The organism is Halomonas shengliensis, from assembly GCF_900104135.1.
Lineage (GTDB): Bacteria > Pseudomonadota > Gammaproteobacteria > Pseudomonadales > Halomonadaceae > Halomonas > Halomonas shengliensis.
In genome coordinates this window covers 234,726-254,191 of sequence record NZ_FNIV01000001.1, presented here as the reverse complement: position 1 = coordinate 254,191, position 19,466 = coordinate 234,726, and the positions used below count along the sequence as shown (strand labels likewise).

General features: G+C 69.1%; 18 protein-coding genes and 1 pseudogene. 13 read left to right on the top strand and 6 right to left on the bottom strand.

The annotated features are described in order from the left end of the window. Positions 1–36: 36 nt before the first annotated feature. The 6 genes from BLP95_RS01180 to doeA form a co-directional block, all read right to left on the bottom strand. Positions 37–1,038 carry a C45 family autoproteolytic acyltransferase/hydrolase gene (locus tag BLP95_RS01180; RefSeq protein WP_089676366.1) on the bottom strand — a complete coding sequence of 334 codons (1,002 nt, stop codon included), beginning with the start codon at positions 1,036–1,038 and terminating at the stop codon, positions 37–39. A gap of 31 nt (positions 1,039–1,069) precedes the next feature. Continuing rightward, positions 1,070–2,653, bottom strand: coding sequence for a biotin carboxylase (locus tag BLP95_RS01175; RefSeq protein WP_245678647.1), 1,584 nt, complete (start codon positions 2,651–2,653; stop codon positions 1,070–1,072). A gap of 24 nt (positions 2,654–2,677) precedes the next feature. Then, complete coding sequence (locus tag BLP95_RS01170; RefSeq protein WP_089676364.1) at positions 2,678–3,547, bottom strand: carbon-nitrogen hydrolase family protein; 870 nt, start codon at positions 3,545–3,547, stop codon at positions 2,678–2,680. Positions 3,548–3,720: 173 nt separating this feature from the next. After that, the gene (locus BLP95_RS01165; RefSeq protein WP_089676363.1) at positions 3,721–4,197 is read right to left on the bottom strand and encodes an Lrp/AsnC family transcriptional regulator; all 477 of its coding nucleotides are present in this window, start codon (positions 4,195–4,197) and stop codon (positions 3,721–3,723) included. Between the two features lie 16 nt (positions 4,198–4,213). Beyond that, entirely contained in the window at positions 4,214–5,227 is a 1,014-nt protein-coding gene (doeB, locus tag BLP95_RS01160; protein WP_089676362.1) for a N(2)-acetyl-L-2,4-diaminobutanoate deacetylase DoeB, read from the bottom strand. 201 nt (positions 5,228–5,428) lie between these two features. Then, on the bottom strand, positions 5,429–6,628 hold the full coding sequence (gene doeA, locus BLP95_RS01155) for an ectoine hydrolase DoeA (RefSeq protein ID WP_089676361.1): 1,200 nt from the start codon (positions 6,626–6,628) through the stop codon (positions 5,429–5,431). Between the two features lie 259 nt (positions 6,629–6,887). On the opposite strand from doeA, the gene BLP95_RS01150 reads away from it, so the two are divergent. From BLP95_RS01150 to BLP95_RS01095, 13 genes and pseudogenes are all read left to right on the top strand, one after another. Beyond that, positions 6,888–7,835, top strand: coding sequence for a 2-hydroxyacid dehydrogenase (locus BLP95_RS01150; protein WP_089676360.1), 948 nt, complete (start codon positions 6,888–6,890; stop codon positions 7,833–7,835). Between the two features lie 78 nt (positions 7,836–7,913). Further along, positions 7,914–8,492: an isochorismatase family protein gene (locus tag BLP95_RS01145; protein WP_218118505.1), complete on the top strand. Its 579-nt coding sequence runs from the start codon at positions 7,914–7,916 to the stop codon at positions 8,490–8,492. Next, positions 8,489–9,862, top strand: a complete 1,374-nt coding sequence (locus tag BLP95_RS01140) for a nicotinate phosphoribosyltransferase (protein WP_089676359.1) — start codon at positions 8,489–8,491, stop codon at positions 9,860–9,862. Before BLP95_RS01145 ends, BLP95_RS01140 begins: the two co-directional genes overlap by 4 nt. A 94-nt stretch (positions 9,863–9,956) precedes the next feature. Further along, positions 9,957–10,697, top strand: a complete 741-nt coding sequence (locus tag BLP95_RS01135) for a hypothetical protein (RefSeq protein ID WP_089676358.1) — start codon at positions 9,957–9,959, stop codon at positions 10,695–10,697. 85 nt (positions 10,698–10,782) lie between these two features. Next, on the top strand, positions 10,783–11,709 hold the full coding sequence (locus tag BLP95_RS01130) for a LysO family transporter (RefSeq protein ID WP_089676357.1): 927 nt from the start codon (positions 10,783–10,785) through the stop codon (positions 11,707–11,709). 91 nt (positions 11,710–11,800) lie between these two features. Beyond that, on the top strand, positions 11,801–13,237 hold the full coding sequence (locus BLP95_RS01125) for an ATP-binding protein (protein WP_089676356.1): 1,437 nt from the start codon (positions 11,801–11,803) through the stop codon (positions 13,235–13,237). Continuing rightward, on the top strand, positions 13,234–13,947 hold the full coding sequence (locus tag BLP95_RS01120; RefSeq protein ID WP_089676355.1) for a response regulator: 714 nt from the start codon (positions 13,234–13,236) through the stop codon (positions 13,945–13,947). The genes BLP95_RS01125 and BLP95_RS01120 overlap by 4 nt, the downstream gene beginning before the upstream one ends. A gap of 92 nt (positions 13,948–14,039) precedes the next feature. Beyond that, positions 14,040–14,711: a hypothetical protein gene (locus BLP95_RS01115; RefSeq protein WP_089676354.1), complete on the top strand. Its 672-nt coding sequence runs from the start codon at positions 14,040–14,042 to the stop codon at positions 14,709–14,711. 164 nt (positions 14,712–14,875) lie between these two features. Further along, positions 14,876–16,627 (top strand): C4-dicarboxylic acid transporter DauA, encoded by a 1,752-nt coding sequence (dauA, locus tag BLP95_RS01110; protein ID WP_089676353.1) that lies wholly within the window; start codon positions 14,876–14,878, stop codon positions 16,625–16,627. Between the two features lie 32 nt (positions 16,628–16,659). Further along, positions 16,660–17,001, top strand: coding sequence for a CreA family protein (locus BLP95_RS01105; protein WP_342670377.1), 342 nt, complete (start codon positions 16,660–16,662; stop codon positions 16,999–17,001). Beyond that, complete coding sequence (locus tag BLP95_RS17030; protein WP_089676352.1) at positions 16,998–17,501, top strand: integrase core domain-containing protein; 504 nt, start codon at positions 16,998–17,000, stop codon at positions 17,499–17,501. The genes BLP95_RS01105 and BLP95_RS17030 overlap by 4 nt, the downstream gene beginning before the upstream one ends. Positions 17,502–17,506: 5 nt before the next feature. Next, positions 17,507–17,665, top strand: a pseudogene (locus BLP95_RS17025) (sulfite exporter TauE/SafE family protein); the annotation flags it as partial. Between the two features lie 106 nt (positions 17,666–17,771). Then, a complete protein-coding gene (locus BLP95_RS01095) occupies positions 17,772–19,193 on the top strand; it encodes an alpha-amylase (protein WP_218118504.1) in 1,422 nt (473 codons plus the stop codon). The last annotated feature ends 273 nt before the right edge of the window (positions 19,194–19,466 follow it).

The following is a 19,466-nucleotide window of genomic DNA, read 5'->3' as shown; positions in this document are numbered from 1 at the left end:
GGGTGGTGATTGTCGTTGTGGATGCAAGCCGCCCGCTCAGCCCCCGAGCCGTTCGCGCACGCCGTAGCGCACGCTGACCCACTCCTCGGGGAAGTGGTCGAAGCCCAGGTCCAGGTCGAGGCCCGGCCAGTGATAGCGCACCCGACCCTCGCCGGGCCGATAGAAGGCGGTGTAGATGGTGCCCAGTCCCCGGCGATAGTCGTGGCGGAACAGCGGCGGCGCCTTGAAGGCGGCCTCCAGGCGCGCCGCGTCGGTGGCCTCGTCGTCCACCAGGATGGAGAGCTGGCGCTCGCGGATCAGGGTCTCCGAGGCCAGGGCGTGGGCGTACCACTCGATCTTCTTCTGATGGTTGGTGGCCACCGGCACGCGGCGGATGCTGGCGCGCCGGTCCGGGCCGATCATCGCCGTCACGTAGCGTCCGGCGGCGTCGGCCAGGGTGATGTTGTAGGCCATGTGGGTGGGCACCCGGGCCAGCACCTCGGCGGCCTCGGGCACCGTGTCGCAGAACTCCAGCAGGTAGCGCAGGATGATCGGCGCGCCGAAGCCGTCGCCCACCGCCTTGCGCCCGCCGAAGGAGAGCGACACGGCGAGCCCGCCATCGTTCATGCCGTCGAGCACCCCCCACAGGCAGTCCGACATGGCGATCACCCGCCGCTCGTTCCAGCGGGTGAGGAGGATGGTGCCCTCGCACAACTCCGGCGGGTAGTCGTAGTTGCGCGCCAGCAGCGTCTCCTCGGCGCGCGCCAGCACCGCCTGGGAGCAGCCGGTGATGTAGGGGGGCGGCTGGTAGAGGCTGAGGAAGCGTGCGGCGAGGTCGCCGCCGCCCGCCAGGTCGCACAGGGTGCGGTAGGTGGGCAGCAGCTCCGGCATGTGCCGCCGCAGGGCGTTGAGGCAGGCCAGGTAGCCGGGGCGCTCGCGCTCCCCCTCGGCCAGGTACCAGGCCTCGTAGGCGGGCCAGTGGGTATCGAACAGCGACCGCCATTTGGGGCCCGGCACCGCCTCGCTCAGGCTGCGGAAGTGCAGCGTCTTGTCATCCATCACGCTTCCCGACACCTGGGACTCGCCGCGCTCACAGGATCTTGAAGTTGCCACCGCCGACGGCGTGGCTCACGGCGACCTCCTCCACCACCGGGTCCTGCAGCGACTGCCCGGCGTACTGACCACGGATGCCCTCGATCCAGGCCTTGGCCCGCTCGTTGAGCTGGAAGTCGTCGTCCATCAGCCGTCCGCGGGTGATCAGGATGCCCAGGTCGGCGCCCTCGTAGCGGAAGTCCCCGGCGCCGCTGATGCGCAGGAAGAAGCCCTCCTGCTCGTTCTCGGCGGCATGGGGATGGTAGCTGTAGTGGTCGTAGGCGATGCCGCCGTCGGCGCCCATCCTCCACACCCCGGTGCGCGGCGCGGCGGTGAGCAGGTCGACGCTCTCGTCGGTGTGCTTGATCACCAGCTGGCTCCAGCTGTCGACGCTGTCGGGGTGGGACCAGCGCTCGTTGATCTCGTCGATGTCGAGCTCGAAGTCGACGTCGGAGAACTCCAGCAGGTGGAACAGGAACAGTGGGATGTCGGAGTGGGCGAAGGCGGCCACGTTGGTCAGCGAGCTGGCCCCGGTGACCCGCGGGTTGAGTTCGCCCAGGTAGACCTCGCCGTTGTCCATGTCGATCAGGAAGTCGAGCTCGAAGTAGCCGCGGTAGCCCTCCTCGCGCAGCGCCTCGCCGAACTGGAAGGTGTACTCCCGGGCCTTGTCGCGGATCTCCTGGGTGAAGGCACCGGCGAACATCTCGTTGCCGCACCAGCCACCCTTGTAGGGGGTCAGCGACTTGAAGCCGACCAGCTCGGTCATCAGCGGCCCCACCACGGTGCCGCAGCGGGTGGCGCAGGCCTCGATGGCCGAGCCGCGGCAGTTGATGCGCTTCATGATCTTGACCTCGGCCTCGGCCTCGATCTCCTCGGCGTGCTTGTAGTAGTCCTCTTCGCTCGAGATGAAGAAGGTGGTGTGGCCGGAGTCGCCGAAGGCGGTCTGCACCACCAGGTCGTCACCCAGGTCGCGGCTCACCTCGCAGAGCTCCTGGTAACTGCCCACCTTCGCCAGCACGTTGGGCACGCTGGGGACGCCGGCCTTGTTGCCGATGCGCACCGTCTCGATCTTGTTGTCCATGCGTTGGCGCAGCGCCGCCGGGGGGAAGGCGATGCGCAGGCCGAGCTGCTCGCACACCTCCTCGGTGTGTTCGTCGAACATCAGGAAGGCCGCGGTGCCGGCCTTCTCGCCGTCGGCCCTCGACTGGATGAAGTCGATCACCTCCTTGTGCTCGAGGAGGTAGTTGTTGATGTCCTCGATGCTCTCGAAGTCGCGGGGGAACTTCTCCTTGGGTACGAAGACGTTGCGCTGCTGCCCCTCGAAGCAGTCGATGTAGTTGATGTGCCGGAAGTTGCCCACCCAGTCACCGATGCCGAGCAGGTTGAAGTTGGTCGCCGAGATGAAGTAGATCGGCTCCTTGTTGTTGAGGAAGTGGCGGCGGACGTCGGCGATGCTGGTGATCTTGTTCATTGTGGTCGCTCCAACGGTGGTGTTTCGGGCGGCATCTCGGGTGGGGTGACGGGGCGTGGAGCCCCCGCGGCCGAACAGCCGGCACAGGGTGCGCTTCAGGGACTCCAGCATGGCATGGCCCTCCGGGTGGGGGTGTCAGTACTCCTCGATATCGGCGCGCTGGGGCTTGGCCAGCGGCCCCAGGGTGTCGAGGAAGGGCGAGGAGCCGGTCTCGCTGCGATAGAGCGAGAAGTCCACGGCACGGTCGCGGAAGCTCTTGAGCGGCTGGCCCAGGCCACGCAGGCCGGTCTCGCGCTCGCGGCGCACGCGGTTGAGGTCCACCTCGATGGGCATCACCTCCTCGCCGGTGCCCGCCTGGTGGATGACGTCCCCGGAGGGGCCGACCACGATGGAACGGCCGTTGCCGAGGGCGCCGGCGCCGTTGATGTCGAAGAAGTAGCACTGGTTGACCGCGGCGTTGGTGCGCGCGATGGAGAGCTCGATGTCGCGGTCGATGGTGTCGGTCATGGTGGGGTGGAGGATCACCTCGGCACCCATGGCGGCGAGGGTCCGGGTGGTCTCGGGGAACCACATGTCGTAGCAGATCGAGACCCCGAAGCGCGCCACGTTGGGCACGTCGAAGACCACGAACTCGCTGCCGCTCTCCACGCCCGCCTCGTAGGGACGGAAGGGGAACATCTTGCGGTAGCGGGCCACCACCTGGCCGTGGGGATTGATCACCGAGAGGGTGTTGTAGATCCCTTCGTCGGTGTGTTCGAACATCGAGCCCGGGATCAGCCAGATACGATGCTGCTCGGCGAGCTGGCAGAACATCTGCTCGGCGTGGCTGGGCATCGGCTGGGCATGGTGCGGCGAGGCCCCCAGGGGCATCAGCTCGCTGAACAGGACCATCTGCACCTGGGGAAAGCGGCTCATCAGCACGTCGATCCGGTGGCGCATGGCCTCGGTGTTGTCGCCGTGGTGCAGGGCATTCATCTGCACCCCGGCAATGGTGAAGTAGGACATCGTCGTCTCTCTCGTCAGGCGATCCTGGTATTGCGTGGGCACTGCATCTGGTCCGGCACTGCGGTGCCGGAAAGATCGCCCGGCCGTCGGGCATCCGCCCTCCCTCGATGATTACCAGCTTAGGCGGACGAGGTCCAGCGCCGTCAACGCTCTACTCGCGATGGCCGCGCGGCTCAGCCGACGAAGTCGTCGCGGGTGAAGCCCGCCGCCGGACGCTTGACGCTCTTGGTAACGATATAGGTGAAGTAGCGCTCGATGCCGGCCTCGCCGGTGAGCCAGGCGTCGATCAGGCGCTGGTAGGCGTCGATGGAGTCGGCCTCCACCTTGATCAGGTAGTCGACGCCACCGCCCACGGCGACGCATTCGGTGACCTCGGGGGTCTCCTGCACCAGCGCCTCGAAGCGGGCGAAGCTCTCGGCGTTGTGCGCCTTGAGCTCGATCTGCACCCACACGGGGGTGCGGCGCACCAGCGCCGAGGCGTTGATGCGGGCGCTGTAGCCCTCGATGATGCCGGCCTTCTCCAGCCGGCGCACCCGCTCCCAGCAGGGGCTGACCGAGAGGTTGATCGCCTCGGCCAGCTTCGACTTGGTGATGCGCCCGTCATGGGAGAGGATCTCGAGGATCTTCAGGTCGTAGCGGTCGAGTTTCATCGTGCTGCCGGCCGCCTCATCCCAGGGAGTCGACGATATCGGCGATCACCGCGATGGTGTCGCCCATGTTGACCAGCGCCGGGTGACGCCGCGCCGCCAGCACGCCGCTGCGCGCCGCGCGGTAGGCCACCGGGGGAGTGCCGCTGCGGGTCATGTCGTAGACCCGGGCCACCACCTCGCCCTTCTCGACCCGCTCGCCCAGCGCGAAGCAGAGCTCCAGCACGCCGGAGTGCTCGCTCTGCACGTAGCAGCTGGCGTCGGGCATGTCGAGGTAGACCTGGGGCTCGGCCGGCATCGCCACCTCGCCCTGGAGCAGGCCGTAATGGATCAGGAAGTTGCGCACGCCGCGTTCGGTGATGGCCATGCTCTCGGGGGTGGAGGTGCCGCCGCCGCCGAGCTCGGTGGCCACGAAGACCTTGCCCTGGCGCTCCACCGCGGTGTCGAACAGCGCCGCCGCGTCGAGCTCGAACATCATCATGGCGTAGGGGGCACCGAAGGCCTTGGCGCCCTCGAGGGCCTGGCGCTGCTGCTCGGGATCATCGAGCACATGGGAGGCGCCGAAGGGGATGATGTCCAGGGTGCGCCCGCCGGAATGCAGGTCGAGCACCACGTCGCACATCGGCACCATCACCCGGGTGAAGTAGTCGGCGATCCTCTCGGTCACGCTGCCGTCGGGGTCGCCCGGGAAGCTGCGGTTGAGGTTGCCGCCGTCGAGGCCGGAGGTGCGCTTGCCGGCCATCACCGCCGGGGTGTTCATGCAGGGCACGATGATCACCCGGCCGCTGACCTCCTCGGCCCTGAGCTCGCTCGACAGCTTGAGCAGCGAGGTGATGCCCTCGTACTCGTCGCCGTGGTTGCCGCCGGTGAGCAGCGCGGTGGGGCCCTCGCCGTTCTTGACCACGGTGACCGGGATCATCACCGCCCCCCAGGCGGAGTCGTCCACCGAGATGGGCAGCTTGAGGAAGCCGTGCTGGACGCCATCGGCGTCGAAGTCGACGGTGGCGCTGATGGGGCTGGGACGCTTGGTCATGGGGTACCACTCCTTGTTCTCATAGGGCGTCGGCATGGTGGCCTTGATGCCACTCGGGGCTGATCTGGCGACAGATCTTCGAGGGGGCGCTGTGAACCCGTCCCTGGGCGCTACCGACGCCATCCCTGGCGTAGGACCCCCTCTACGATCTGCCGCCAGCGCCCCTCGTTGTTCATTGCAGCAATCTTGGATTCTGTATGTTCAGCGCACGAAGAGCTGGCGCGGGAAGTCGGCCAGGGTCTCGCAGCCGGTCTCGGTGATCAGGATGCTCTCGGTGATCTCCAGGCCCCACTCCTCTTCCCACAGGCCCGGCATGAAGTGGAAGGTCATGCCCGGCTGCAGGATGGTCTCGTCGGAGGGACGCAGGCTCATGGTGCGCTCGCCCCAGTCCGGCGGGTAGCTGATGCCGATGGGGTAGCCGCAGCGGGCGCCGCCGCGGTCGAAGCCGTACTTGTCCATGGCCGCGCCCAGCGCCATGGCGATGTCCGCGGTGCGGTTGCCCGGCTTGGCCACGGCCAGGCCGTTCTCGATGCCCTCGAGCAGCGCCGACTCGGCGCGCACGAACTCCTGGGGGGGCTTGCCCAGGAACACCGTGCGCGACATCGGCGCATGGTAGCGCTTGTAGACCCCGGCGATCTCGAAGAAGGTGCCCTCGCCCTTGCGGAAGGGGGTGTCGTCCCAGGTCAGGTGGGGCGCGGCGGCGTCCTTGCCGGTGGGCAGCATGGGCACGATGGCGGGGTAGTCGCCGCCGAACACCTGGCCACGCTCGTCGCGCCAACCCTCGATGGCCACCCGGTAGATCTCCGACACCAGCTTGCTCTTGGGCAGCCCGGGCTCGATCACCTCGAGGATGCGCGAGTGCATCCCCTCGACGATCTTCGCCGCCACCCGCATGTAGGCGATCTCCTGGGGGGACTTGATGGCCCGGCACCAGTTGACCAGCGAGTTGGCATCCATGAAGCGCGCATGGGGCAGCTCGCGCAGCAGGCTCTGGTAGGCCTTGGCGGAGAAGTAGTAGTTGTCCATCTCCATGCCCACCACGCCCTGGTGCCAGCCGCGGTCCGGCATGATCGACTGGGCCAGGTACTCCATGGGGTGCATGTCGGGGTTCTGGACGTAGTAGTCGGGGTAGTAGGTGATGTTGTCCGGATCGATCCAGCAGGTACGCAGCGCCCCGTTGGCGTCCATGCGCCGGCCATACCACACCGGCTCGCCCTCCAGCCCCACCAGCACGCACTGGTGCACGTAGAACGACCAGCCGTCGTAGCCGGTGAGCCAGGCCATGTTGGAGGGATCGCTGACGATCAGCACGTCGATGCCCCGACTCGCCATCTCGGCGCGGACCTTCCACAGCCGGGTGGCATACTCCTCACGAGTGAAGGGCAGGTTTACCTGGGTCATTGGGCCACTCGCCAAAGCAACATCTAGAAAATCGGCCCTCTCGATGAGGAGAAGGCCGGGCCAGGGTCACGGTCACTGACGAGATGCCTGAACGGGTGACGCGCCGATCAGTCGCACCGGGCAGTGGGGGAGGACCCCCGTAGGGGAGGTTACTGCCAACCCACGGTAGCCGGTCAAGCATTTCATGGCCCCTTGCTCATACTTGTTCATCGCCCGCCGTCAGGCCCATGATGGCGGCATGCCAACACGAGGAGACGACATGAAGGTGCTGGTGCATATCGACGACGCCGAAGGATGGCGCGAGGCCCTGGCGCGACGCCTTCCCGAGGCCGAGGTGATCACCTCGGCGGCGCCCGTGGAGCAGCGTCGCGAGGCCGACTACCTGGCCGTTTGGAAGCCGCCGGAGCAGCTGCTGCGTGAGCCCACCGACCTCAAGGGGATCGTCAACCTGGGCGCCGGGGTGGACGCCCTGCTCAACAACCCCGGCCTGCCCGCCGGCGTGCCCATCGTCAAGCTCCGCGACGCCGGCATGGCGGAGCCGATCGCCGACTACGTGCGCTATGGCCTGCTGCACTTCCAGCGCGACTTCGACCGCTACCGGCGCCAGCAGCACGCCCGGGTGTGGCGCGAGCATGCGCCGGTGGACAAGGCCGACTGGCCGGTGGGCGTGCTGGGGCTCGGCGCCATCGGGACCAAGGTCGCGGCCAGGATCGCCGCCGACGGCTTCCCGGTGCACGGCTGGAGCCGCTCGCCCAAGGCCCTCGAGGGGATCACCTGCCATTACGGCGACGACGGCCTCGCGGCACTGCTCGGCCAGGTCAAGAGCCTGGTGCTGCTGCTGCCCGATACCCCGGCCACCCGGCATCTCATCGACGCCGAGGCCCTCGCCCGGCTGCCCCGGGGTGCCAGCCTGATCAACCCGGGGCGCGGCAGCCTGATCGACGAGGCGGCCCTGCTGGCGGCGCTGGGCCCCGCGGAGGGCGACGACGAGGCCGAGGGCCGGCTGCGCGGGGCGCTGCTCGATGCCTTCCCCGAGGAGCCACTGCCCGCCGCGAGCCCGCTGTGGGTCCATCCACGGGTGTGGGTCACCCCGCACATGGCGGGACCCACGCCCCTCGGCGCGGCACTGGACCAGGTGGCCGAGGCGCTGCGCGCCTTCGAGGCGGGCGAGGCGCAGGACACCGTCGACCCGGACGCCGGCTACTGAGCGCCGCCCCTGTCACGAGCCCCGGGAAGGCCTTACGCTGAAGGCAGGAGAACCCGACGCCCTGCGAGGAGGTAGGCGATGCGCATGAACCTGGAGTACGGCCCCGACGACGCCCTGCTGGTCGTCGACATGCAGAACGACTTCTGCGAGGGCGGCGCCCTGGCGGTGGCCGGCGGCGCCGCCCTGGTGCCGGGCATCAACGCCGAGATCGCCGCGGCCCGTGCCGCCGGTGCCCTGGTGGTCGCCTCCCGGGACTGGCACCCGGTCGACCACGCGAGCTTCACCCATCGCGGCGGCCCCTGGCCGGTGCACTGCGTGCAGGACACCCAAGGCGCCGCCTTCCACCCCGACCTGGCGCTGCCCGATGAGGCGATACGGGTGAGCAAGGCCACCGCCTTCGACGCCGACGCCTACTCCGCCTTCGACGGCACGGGGCTCGGTGGCTACCTCAGGGAGAAGGGCGTCAGCCGGGTGGTGGTCTGCGGCCTGGCGCTGGATGTCTGCGTCAAGGCCACCGCCCTGGAGGCCCGGCGCGAGGGCTTCGCCACCCGGCTGCTGGCACCGCTCACCGCCGCGGTGGACCCGCAGGGCACGCCGGCGGTCCTCGACGAGCTCCGCGACGCCGGCGTGGCGATCGATGGCGAGGCGAGCTCATGACCCAGGCGTCCGGCACCCTCCCTCCCCATGCCATCCCGCCCTATGCCGTCCAGGACGACGACCTGGCGCTGCTCACCGACCTCTACCAGCTGACCATGCTGCAGGCCTACTGGGGCGAGGGCATGCGCGAGCGTGCCACCTTCAGCCTGTTCTTCCGCCGCCTGCCCGAGACCCGCCGCTTCATGCTCGCCTGTGGCCAGCAGCACGCCGCCGAGCTGGCCACCCGGCTGCGCTTTCGCGACGCCCACCTCGCCGCATTGGCCGAGACCGGCCTGTTCGACGACGCCTTCCTCGAGTGGCTCGGCGACTGGCGTTTCACCGGCGACATCTGGACCCTGCCCGAGGGCACCCCGGTGTTCGAGAACGAACCCTTCATGGAGGTGGATGCCCCCATCGTCGAGGCACAGCTGCTGGAGAGCCTGGTGATGAACCTGGTGCAGCTGGAGACCGTCATCGCCTCCAAGGCGGTACGCGTGGTGCTCGCCGCCGAGGGCCGCCCGGTGATGGACTTCGGCCTGCGCCGCATGCACGGCGTCGACGCCGCGGTGCGCGGCGTGCGCGCCTACCGCACCGCGGGCCTGGCGGGCACCAGCAACGTGCTCGGCGGGCTGCGCCACGACCTGCCGCTCTCCGGCACCATGGCCCACAGCTACGTGCTGGCCCACGACGACGAAGAGGCCGCCTTCCGCGCCTTCGCCCGCCGCTACCCCGGCACCACCCTGCTGGTGGACACCCACGACACCCCCGAAGGGGTGCGCAAGGTGATCGCGTTGATGGACGCCGAGCCCGGCCTCCGGGTGGGGGCGGTGCGCCTCGACTCCGGCGACCTCGGTGCCCTGGCCCGGGAGGCCCGCGCGCTGCTCGACGACGCGGGGAATCCCGAGGTGAAGATCGTGGCCAGCAGCGGCCTGGACGAGTGGCAGATCGCCGCCCTGCGCGAGGGCGGCGCCCCCATCGACGGCTTCGGGGTGGGCACCGAGATGGGGGTGTCCTCCGACGCCCCGGTGATCGACCTCTCCTACAAGCTGGTGGAGTACGCCGGCACGCCGCGCCTCAAGCACTCCCCCGGCAAGGTCAACCTGCCCTGCCGCAAGCAGCTCTACCGCCGGCACGACGCCGAGGGCCGCTTCGTCGGCGACGTCATCGCGCTGCGCGACGAGCCCGGCATCGAGGGGGAGGCGCTGCTGCGTCCCCTGGTGCGCGGCGGACGGCTCGCCGCCGAGGAGATGGCCCTGGCCGGCGAGGCCCGGGAGCGCGTCGCCGATGCCCTGGGGCGGCTGCCGGAGGCGCTGCGGCGGCTCGACCCGGGGCCCGGCGACTACCCGGTGACCCTCTCCCCGGCCCTTCAGCGCCTGCGCGAGCAGGGTTGAGCCCCGCCACATCCGGGTGCCCGGGGGCAGGAAATATGGCATCGTCGAGGGAGAGGGGCGGCCTGCCGGCCCCACCCTGTCACGGAGAGCGACGATGTCATGCCCCGCCAAGTGGTCCCGCCGACTCGCGGCGTCCCTCTTGCCCTGGCTGCTGGCCGGCCTGCCGCTGGTGGCCAGTGCCGAGACCCCCTCGGCCGCGCCGCCGCCGGCCCAGCGCACCGCCGAGAATCGCGCCGCCACCAACAGCGCCACCCCGCGCCCCTTCGCCGCGCGCTATCGCCTGGAGGTCAAGGGCTGGCCGGCGGCCTACGTCGACCACCGGCTCAGCCATGAGGGCGACTACTGGGAAAGCCTGATGGAGACCGGCATCCGCATCGCCCGGGGCAGCGAGCGCAGCCGTTTCCTGATCCAGGCGGGGCAGGTCCGCTCGATCTACTACGCCAGCGGCTACTCGCTGCTGGGGGTCGGCGACAGCTACCAGCTCGGCGCCGAGATCCTGACGCCCCACCCGGATCGCCAGACCGCGCTGTTCATGCTCTCGCGGCGGGTCATCGGCGGCGACTGTGCCGCGACGCCCTGTCGCCTCACCTACCTGGACCACAAGGGGCGCGAGGAGACCCTGGAGGTGCGGACCCTGGGCGAAGGCTCGGTGAGCCTGCCCGCCGGCACCTTCGAGGCGATCCGCGTGGAGGCGGTGGAGGGCGACAAGCCCGACCGCCGCCTGGTATTCCGCTTCCACCCGGAGCTGCCCGGCCTGCTGCTCTCCGCGGACTACCATCGTGGCGACGAGCGGCGCAGCCACCTGGCGCTCAGCGAGCTGACCGTGCTCGAGTAACCCCCGCTTGGGAAGGCTCCCCGCGGCTGCTAGAGTAGCCGCTTTTCACGCGCCGCCAGGCGGCGCCCGAGAGAAGGGAATCTCCATGCTGAGCGGCCTGGTGATCGTGCTGCTGCCGCTGGTGCTGGGCTACCTGGTGCCGGTTCGCCACCCCGCCGTCCTGGCGGCGATCAACCACGGGGTCAACGCCTCGGTCTACGTGATCCTGCTGCTGATGGGGATCGGCCTGGCGGGGCTCGATGACCTCGGCGGGCAGCTGTCGCGCATGGGGGGCCAGGCGCTGACCCTGTTCCTGGCCACCTCGGCCTGCAACCTTGCCGGGCTGTGGTGGCTCTCGCACCGCCTGCGCCTGGCCGCCGACCCCCGGCGCGCGGTGCCTGGCGCCCCCACCAGCAAGCTCGCCGCCATGGCCGGCTCCCTGGCGCTGGTCGGCGTGGTGGTGCTGGGGGTGGCGCTGGGACTCGCCGCCTCCCGCCTCGCCTCCACGCCGATCCACGCCGGCGCCGAGACCCTGGCCGAGTGGGTGCTCTACGCCCTGCTGGCGCTGATCGGCTGCCAACTGCGCAACTCCGGCATGCCGCTGCGCCAGATCCTGCTCAACCGCCATGGCCTGGCCATCGCCACCACCCTGGCCGCCACCTCGCTGGTGGGCGGGCTGATCGCCGCGCCCTTCCTCGAGCTGCGCTGGAACGAGGGGCTGGCCATGGCCGCGGGATTCGGCTGGTACTCGCTCTCGGGGATCCTGGTGGGCGATGCCCTGGGGCCGGCGCTGGGGGCGGTGGCCTTCTTCAACGACCTGACCCGGGAGCTGGTCGCCTTCGTGCTGATCCCGCTGGTGATCCGCCGCCACGCGGCGCTGGCCATCGGCTACGGCGGCGCCACCTCCATGGACTTCACCCTGCCGGTGATCCAGCAGCATGGCGGCGTGGGCTGCGTCCCGGTGGCGGTGGTGTCGGGCTTCCTGCTCTCCCTGCTGTCGCCGCCGCTGATCCTCTTCCTGCTCACGCTGTGAGGCGCTTGCACGCGAGTTGCACATTCGCTGACCATTGGCTGCATGCCCGGGGGCGACCCTGGCGGACCACCCTGCTCGCGGCGAGACGCCCATGCGCCTGACCCTGCCCCGCCCCGCCATCTCCCGGCTGGGCATCAAGCTGTTCGCGGTGATCCTGGTGGTCAACGTGGCCATCTCCGGCCTGGTGTTCCTGGGGGTGTCGCGCAGCCTGGACCAGGGCTTCATCGACTACCTCGACCAGACCCAGACCCAGCGCGCCGAGACCCTGGCCGCCGGGCTCGCCGAGGAGTGGGCACGCCGCGGCGACTGGCAGTGGCTGCGCGAGTCGCCGCGCGCCTGGCACCGCCTGGTGCGCCGCCAGCTGTGGCCGGGCGCCGGCCCGGCGCCGGTGGGCATCGAGCGCCAGCTGGGCGACCCCAGGGACTTCGTGCTCCACGACGGCACGGGGCTGCCGGTGATCGGCCTGCCGCCGGATGACGACGAGGAGGCGGCCACCCTGCGCTGGCTGCCCATCGAGCACAAGGGCGAGCGGGTCGGCACCCTGGGCTACCGACCGCCGGAACAGCTGATGGCGCGCATGGAGCGCATCTTCCTCAGCCGCCAGCAGCGCAACCTGGGGATCATCATCGGCGCCCTGGGCCTGGCCTCGCTGCTGCTCGCCGGCGGCCTCTCCTGGTGGCTGGGGCGACGCACCCGCGGCATGGCGCTGGCCACCCGAAGGCTCACCGAGGGCGACTACGGCACCCGCCTGACGGAACGCGGCCGCGACGAACTCGCGCGCCTCTCCCGCGACTTCAATGTGCTCGCCGCCACCCTGGAGGCGAGCCGCGAGGCACGCAGCCGCTGGGTCTCCGACATCGCCCACGAGCTGCGCACCCCGCTCTCCGTGCTGCGCGGCGAGATCGAGGCGATGCAGGACGGCATCCGCGCGCTGGACCCGGACAGCCTGCACTCCCTCTCCCAGGAGGTCGGGCAGCTGGAGCGCCTGGTGGCCGACCTGCGCCTGCTCTCCCAGAGCGACGCCGGGGCCCTGGAGGTACAGCTCGCCCCCATCGACCTGGCCGAGAGCCTGGCCCAGCGGCTAGAGGAGGCCGGCGGCTGGCTCGACGACAGCGGCATCGCCCTGGAGCAGGCGATCCAGGGGCCGGCCTGGATCCGCGGCGACGCCAGCCGCCTGCGCCAGCTGTGGAGCAACCTGCTCGACAACACCTGCGCCTATACCCGGGCCCCCGGCCGGCTGCGCGTCGTCCTCGCCCGCGACGCCGGTGGCCCGGTGGTGACCTGGGAGGACAGCGCTCCCGGGGTGCCCGCCGCGGTGCTGCCGCGGCTCACCGAGCGGCTCTACCGGGTCGAGGGCTCGCGCAGTCGCGCCAGTGGCGGCAGCGGGCTGGGGCTCTCCATCGCCACTGCCCTGGTCAAGGCCCACGGCGGCGAGATGACGGCCGCCGCCTCGCCGCTGGGTGGGCTACGCTGGACCCTGCGCTTTCCCCCACTCGATGACGCCACGCTCAGGGAGGAGACCCCATGACCCACACCGAACGGCCGCCGCGCGTCCTGATCGTCGAGGACGAACCCAAGATCGCCCGCCTGGTGGCCGACTACCTGGCCGGCAGCGGCTTCGAGCCCCATCACCTGGACCACGGTGATGCCGTCATCCCATGGCTGGAGGAGACCCGCCAGGCCGGCGAGGGGCCGGCCCTGGTGCTGCTCGACCTGATGCTGCCCGGCACCGACGGGCTGACCCTGTGCCGCGAGATCCGCCAGCGCTGGCCGGCGCTGCCGGTGATCATGCTCACCGCCCGGGTCGAGGAGGTCGACCGCCTGCTGGGCCTGGAGCTGGGCGCCGACGACTACATCTGCAAGCCGTTCAGCCCCCGCGAGGTGGTGGCTCGGGTCAAGGCGGTGCTGCGCCGCAGCCAGCTGGCCGGTGAACCCGACCCTGCCGGAAGCGACCTGGTGCTCGACGAGGAGGGCTGGCGCGCCCTGGCCGACGGCCACGACCTCGGCCTCACCGCCGTGGAGTTCCAGCTGCTCAAGGTGATGATGCACGCCCCGGGGCGCATCTTCTCCCGCGACCAGCTGATGGATCACATGTACCGCGACCATCGCATCGTCTCCGAGCGCACCGTGGACAGCCACGTCAAGAAGCTGCGCCGCAAGATCGCCGAGGCATGGCCGGAGCGCGAGGTGATCCGCTCGGTCTACGGCGTCGGCTACAAGTACCAGCCGGAGGCGTGAACCTGCACCCTCGTTGCACCGTCGCTGCATCGACCTTGCACGCCGGCGGCGCAGAGTGACAGGGGTCAACCCGAGGCCCAAGGAGCTTCCCCATGCAGACCCGATTCCCCCGCAAGACGCTGGCCGCCGCCCTGCTCGCCCTGGCCATCGCCCCCGTGGCGCTCACGGCCACCGCCGCACCCGATGATGGCGCCGAGACCCGCGAGCAGTGGCTCGAGGCCCGCGCCGAGCATCAGGCCGAGCGGCGCGCCGCCCTCTTCGAGCGCGCCGGCATCGACGCCGAGACCCGCGAGGCCCTGGAGAGCGCCAGCCGCGAGCACCGCGAGGCCATGGCCGAGCTGCGCCGGGAGCATCGCGAGCGCATCGACGCGCTGCTCAGCGATGAGCAGCGCGAGGCCCTGAAGGCGGCGCGCCTGGAGATGCACCAGGAGTCCCAGGCCGAGCGGCACCAGCGCCGCGCCACCTCCCTGCAGCGGCGCATGACCGAGATGGTCGACGGCTGGGACCTCTCCGAGGAGGAGCGCGAGGCCCTCGGCGAGCTGCGCCGGGAGCACTACGCGGCGATGGCCGAGCTGCGCGACCGCGACTTCGATTCCCGCGAGGCGCGCCGCGAGGCCTTCCAGGCCCTGCGCGACGAGCACCAGGCCGCGCTGGGTGAGCTGCTGACTGAGGAGCAGCTCGAGGAGATGCGCCAGACCGCCCGCGAGGCCTACGTCAAGGAGCCCAAGGGCGGCAAGGGCGACGGCCAGGGCCGCGCCGACTGACCCACTCCTCCCCCTCCGCCACTCGCGACGCCCGGCCCCGTGCCGGGCGTCCTCGTCTGTGTCTTTGCTGCGACACGCCGCGGCTGCGACCTTGGCCGCCTTGCGGCGGCGTCGGCGGCGGCGTAACGTCATGGCCTCGCTCTTTAGCAAGCAAAGGAGTTGCCATGTCACGCGCCTCCGATGACGCCGGCTACCGCCTTCCCCTGCCCGGCAGCGCCCTGCTGGCCACCTGGCGCCGGGGATACGGCCTGGCCGAGCTGCGCCGCGACCTGCTCGCCGGCCTGACCATCGGCATCGTCGCCGTTCCCCTCTCCATGGCGCTGGCCATCGCCACCGGCGTACCGCCCCAGCACGGCCTCTACACCGCCATCGTCGCCGGCGCCATCATCGCCCTCACCGGGGGCTCGCGCTTCAACGTCTCCGGCCCCACCGCCGCCTTCGTGGTGATCCTGTTCCCCATCGTCGCCAACCACGGCATCGGCGGACTGCTGATCGCCACCCTGATGGCCGGGCTGATCCTGGTGGCGTTGGGGCTGGCGCGGCTGGGCAGCCTGATCCAGTTTGTGCCCTACCCCGTGGTGCTGGGCTTTACCGCCGGTATCGCGGTGGTCATCGCCCTGCTGCAGCTCCCCGACTTCCTGGGCCTCGAGGTGGCCCTCGGCGAGAGCACCCTGGGCAATGCCGCCGCCATCGGCGGGGCACTCGCGACCCTCGACCCCGCCGAGCTGGGCGTCGGCCTGGTGACGCTGGCCACCCTGATCCTGTGGCCGCGCCTGCGCCTGCCGATTCCCGCGCCGCTGGTGGGGCTCGCCGTGGGCACCCTGGCGGCGCTGGCCGTGACGCCCCTGGGCGTGGAGGTGGACACCATCGCCTCGCGCTTCAGCTGGAGCCTGCAGGGCGAGAGCGGCAGCGGCATCCCGCCCTTCGCGCCGAGCCTGGTGCTGCCCTGGCAGCTGCCGGGCCCCGACGGCACCCCGCTGACGGTGGACTTCGCGCTGATCCGCGAGCTGCTCGGCCCGGCCCTGGCCATCGCCATGCTGGGGGCCATCGAGTCGCTGCTCTGCGCGGTGGTGGCCGACGGCCTGACCCGCACCCGCCATGACCCCAACGCCGAGCTGCTGGGCCAGGGGCTGGGCAACATCGCCGCGCCCTTCTTCGGTGGCATCACCGCCACCGCGGCACTCGCGCGTACCGCCACCAACATCCGCAGCGGCGCCGTCTCGCCGGTCGCCGCGGTGGTCCATGCGCTGGTGGTGCTGCTGGCCGTGGTGCTGCTGGCGGGCGTGCTGGCCCTGGTGCCCATGGCGGCACTCGCCGCGCTGCTGTTCATCATCGCCTGGAACATGAGCGAGGCACGCCACTTCCTGCATACGCTGAGAAGCGCCCCGGCCAGCGACGCGGCGATCCTGGTGATCTGCTTCGCCCTGACGGTGATCTTCGACATGGTGCTGGCCGTGGCGGTGGGCATGGGTCTGGCGGCGGCGCTCTTCATCCGCCGCATGGCCGAGGTGACCGAGACACGGCGGCTGGACGCGCCACACGAGACGGACCGCGGCGACCTGCCGGCCGGGGTGGCGCTCTACGATATCGACGGCCCGCTGTTCTTCGGCGCCGCCGAGAAGGCGGTCTCCTCGCTGCGGCTGGTGGACCCGGAGATCCGCGTGATGCTGCTCGACATGCGCGACGTGCCGAGCCTCGACGCCACCGCCATCGTCGCCCTGCAGACGCTGGCCGAGGAGCTCGAGGCAGAGGGCATCGGCCTGGTGTTCGTGGGGCTGCCGGCGCGCCTGGTGCTCAAGCTTCGCCGCGCGGGCCTGCGCCGCCGGGCCGGACGCCTGGCCATGGTGGGCGACCCGGCCCACGCCCGGCGCCTGGCCGAGCGCTGGCTGGCCAGCCTGGAGAAGCGGGTATCATGATGGAAACCCGCGCGATCCCTGAAGGACACCCCATGCCACGCGCTCGCCGCCGCTCCCTGTTCGCCCTGCTCCTGACCGCCACCTCGCTCCTGCTCGCCGGCTGCGACAGCGACAACGAGGTCGGCGACGTCTCCCTGGGCCTGTTCACGACCAAGGACATCAAGATCGAGAGCCTCACGGACCCCAAGATCCCCGGGGTGACCTGCCACCTCAGCAATATCGATGCCGACCTGGACCTGGCGGATCCCTCCGACAGCAGCCTCGCCTGCCGCCAGACCGGCCCCATCACGCCGGACATGCTGGCCGACATCGACACCTCGCCGAGCGGCGAGCTGCTCTACCGCCGCTCCAAGAGCGTGGAGGCTCGCCGATGATCGCACGCAGCTACCTGGACCTCATGGGGGAGCTGGGGGTGACGTGCAGCCACAGCCGCCCGAGGGTGAGTAATGACAACCCGTTCAGCGAAAGCCAGTTCAAGACCAGCAAGTACCAGCCCGACTATCCCGGGCGCTTCGAGAGCATCGTCCATGCCCGGCAGTGGTACAGCGCCTACGTCGACTGGTACAACCTGCAGCACCATCACAGCGGGCTGGCTGGCTTCACGCCAGAGCAGGTCTTCACTGGCCGATACCGCGAGATTGCAGAGATCCGCCAGCGAGCGCTCGATGACAGCTTCGAGGCGCATCCCGAGCGGTTCGCGCGCGGGCGCCCCAAAGTGGCGATGCCGCCGGCCAGCGTCTCGATCAATCCGGTACAGCCCGATGACGACGACCCGGCACCCTACAGCGTGGTGAACTTCCCGACCCTGCCGGTGGCAAGCGACACCGCGACGAAATCGACATTAATTTTTAACAAGCTGTCTGAATCAGGTTGACAGGTTCCGCCTGGGCCTCGCTGCTGATTGTGCCCGTTGCTTGGATCGGGGTGCGTAACGGCCTCTGGCTACAGAGTCGCGTCAATGAAAAGCTGTTTTACCGCTTAGTCATTCTGGCCATGTTCTTAGTGGGGGTTAACTTGGTGTGGCAGGCCGTGAGCTAGCCCCCTATTACTGACGTTTTCCACAAGTAGGCGCCCTCCTCCTCTTATCTACGCCCCTTAACAGGCTCGCGAGGAGGATTTGAGTCACCCTGCATACCGTCATGTTATGAGCAACAATGCCAACAAAGGTGATCTCATGTTTGCGAAATACTCCGTTGCCCTGGCTGCCAGCGCGACACTGAGCATAGGGCTTTCCGCGCAACCTGCTAGCGCCGACACGTTCGTACACTTATTTGAGTGGCAGTGGGAGGATGTTGCCCAGGAGTGCGAAAATTGGCTAGGCCCAAAAGGATTTAAAGCCGTACAGGTCTCGCCCCCACAAGAGCACATTCAGGGTGATGCTTGGTGGACTCGCTACCAACCGGTCAGCTATCAACTTGAAAGCCGCAGCGGCTCCAGCGAAGCATTTGCTGATATGGTGCAGCGCTGTAACGCAGCGGGGGTCGATGTTTATGCGGATGCGGTGATTAACCATGTTGCCCACGGCAAGGGCCAGGGCATTGCAGGCTCCTCTTATGACAGTGAAGCACTGAGCTATCCCCATTATCAACGCGACGACTTCCACGAACCCTGCGGCATCGAACAGAGCGACTATGCGCAAAATGCCGAAAGCGTTCGACAATGTCAGTTAGTTGGCTTGCCCGATCTGAACACGAGCGACCCCACCGTGCAGAGCCGTATTGCGGATTACTTGGATACCTTGGCAGCACTGGGTGTAAGAGGTATTCGGATCGATGCAGCCAAGCATATGGCACCCAGCGATATTGCGGAAATTCTGGCGCAGGTAGACGCTCCGCTTTATGCCTTTCAGGAAGTGATTGACCTAGGGGGCGAAGCGATCAGTGCCACGGAGTATCAAGGCACGGCGGATATCACCGAGTTTCGCTACGGCGCGTCTCTTGGTGATATTTTCAACAATCAAACCCTTGCCAACCTTCAGCAGTTTGGCGAATCGCCTGCCCTGCTGCCGAGCGAACAAGCCGTCGTATTTACCGACAACCACGATAACCAGCGTGGCCACGGTGCGGGCGGCAGCAATATTTTGACGCATCGAGATGACGCGCTTTATCGCTTAGCCAACATGTTTATGTTGGCATGGCCTTATGGTTACCCGAAAGTCATGTCAAGCTACGCTTTTTCTAATAGCGACCAAGGCCCACCGCAAGCCCCCGTCTATCAGCAGGGCGAGGCCCAATGTGGGGAAGCCTGGGTATGCGAACACCGCTGGCCCGAGATTGCCAATATGGTCGCGTTTCGCCAACAAGCCGACGGCGCAGAGGTCACCCACTGGTGGGATAATGGCCATAATCAAATCGCCTTCAGCCGCGAAGCCCAGGGCTTTATTGCGATTAACCGGGAGCAGCAAGCGCTCACCCACACTTTTCAAACCGATATGGCAGATGGCCGCTATCAAAACGTGGCGGCTGAAGAGCAATGTATCACGGTGGAGAATGGTCAGCTCACGCTGAATATCCCCGCCATGTCTGCGGCGGCTCTGCACGTCGGTGCTCCTTGCCCAGCCTCATAACTTAGTCATATAGCGGGCTCTGCCAGCAGAGCCCTTCAAAGAGACGCTATGGACCGACTGGCAAACCTGACCATGCAGTTAAATCACCTTAGCAACAGAGGTAGTTGCGGCTGCCCGCCGATCTAAACGCCGCGCCGGGCGCCTGGCGATGGTGGGCGACCTGGACCAGGCATTGCGCCTGGCCAGGCGCTGGCTGGCCGCCGCCGACGGCGCGTGCTGATGCTGCCCGTGGGCAACACCGCATGGCACCGGGGCGCCGCCTCGTCCATAGTG

Bases quoted from the DNA above. Each gene is read 5' to 3' on its own strand.
- BLP95_RS01115 (WP_089676354.1), top strand. From the start codon at position 14,040: ATGCAGACCCGATTCCCCCGCAAGACGCTGGCCGCCGCCCTGCTCGCC.
- BLP95_RS01135 (WP_089676358.1), top strand. From the start codon at position 9,957: ATGTCATGCCCCGCCAAGTGGTCCCGCCGACTCGCGGCGTCCCTCTTG.
- dauA (WP_089676353.1), top strand. From the start codon at position 14,876: ATGTCACGCGCCTCCGATGACGCCGGCTACCGCCTTCCCCTGCCCGGC.
- BLP95_RS01130 (WP_089676357.1), top strand. From the start codon at position 10,783: ATGCTGAGCGGCCTGGTGATCGTGCTGCTGCCGCTGGTGCTGGGCTAC.
- BLP95_RS01105 (WP_342670377.1), top strand. From the start codon at position 16,660: ATGCCACGCGCTCGCCGCCGCTCCCTGTTCGCCCTGCTCCTGACCGCC.
- BLP95_RS01140 (WP_089676359.1), top strand. From the start codon at position 8,489: ATGACCCAGGCGTCCGGCACCCTCCCTCCCCATGCCATCCCGCCCTAT.
- BLP95_RS01175 (WP_245678647.1), bottom strand. From the start codon at position 2,653: ATGCTGGAGTCCCTGAAGCGCACCCTGTGCCGGCTGTTCGGCCGCGGG.
- BLP95_RS01125 (WP_089676356.1), top strand. From the start codon at position 11,801: ATGCGCCTGACCCTGCCCCGCCCCGCCATCTCCCGGCTGGGCATCAAG.
- BLP95_RS01180 (WP_089676366.1), bottom strand. From the start codon at position 1,038: ATGGATGACAAGACGCTGCACTTCCGCAGCCTGAGCGAGGCGGTGCCG.
- BLP95_RS01165 (WP_089676363.1), bottom strand. From the start codon at position 4,197: ATGAAACTCGACCGCTACGACCTGAAGATCCTCGAGATCCTCTCCCAT.
- BLP95_RS01120 (WP_089676355.1), top strand. From the start codon at position 13,234: ATGACCCACACCGAACGGCCGCCGCGCGTCCTGATCGTCGAGGACGAA.
- BLP95_RS01095 (WP_218118504.1), top strand. From the start codon at position 17,772: ATGAGCAACAATGCCAACAAAGGTGATCTCATGTTTGCGAAATACTCC.
- doeB (WP_089676362.1), bottom strand. From the start codon at position 5,227: ATGACCAAGCGTCCCAGCCCCATCAGCGCCACCGTCGACTTCGACGCC.
- BLP95_RS01150 (WP_089676360.1), top strand. From the start codon at position 6,888: ATGAAGGTGCTGGTGCATATCGACGACGCCGAAGGATGGCGCGAGGCC.
- BLP95_RS17030 (WP_089676352.1), top strand. From the start codon at position 16,998: ATGATCGCACGCAGCTACCTGGACCTCATGGGGGAGCTGGGGGTGACG.
- BLP95_RS01170 (WP_089676364.1), bottom strand. From the start codon at position 3,547: ATGTCCTACTTCACCATTGCCGGGGTGCAGATGAATGCCCTGCACCAC.
- doeA (WP_089676361.1), bottom strand. From the start codon at position 6,628: ATGACCCAGGTAAACCTGCCCTTCACTCGTGAGGAGTATGCCACCCGG.
- BLP95_RS01145 (WP_218118505.1), top strand. From the start codon at position 7,914: ATGCGCATGAACCTGGAGTACGGCCCCGACGACGCCCTGCTGGTCGTC.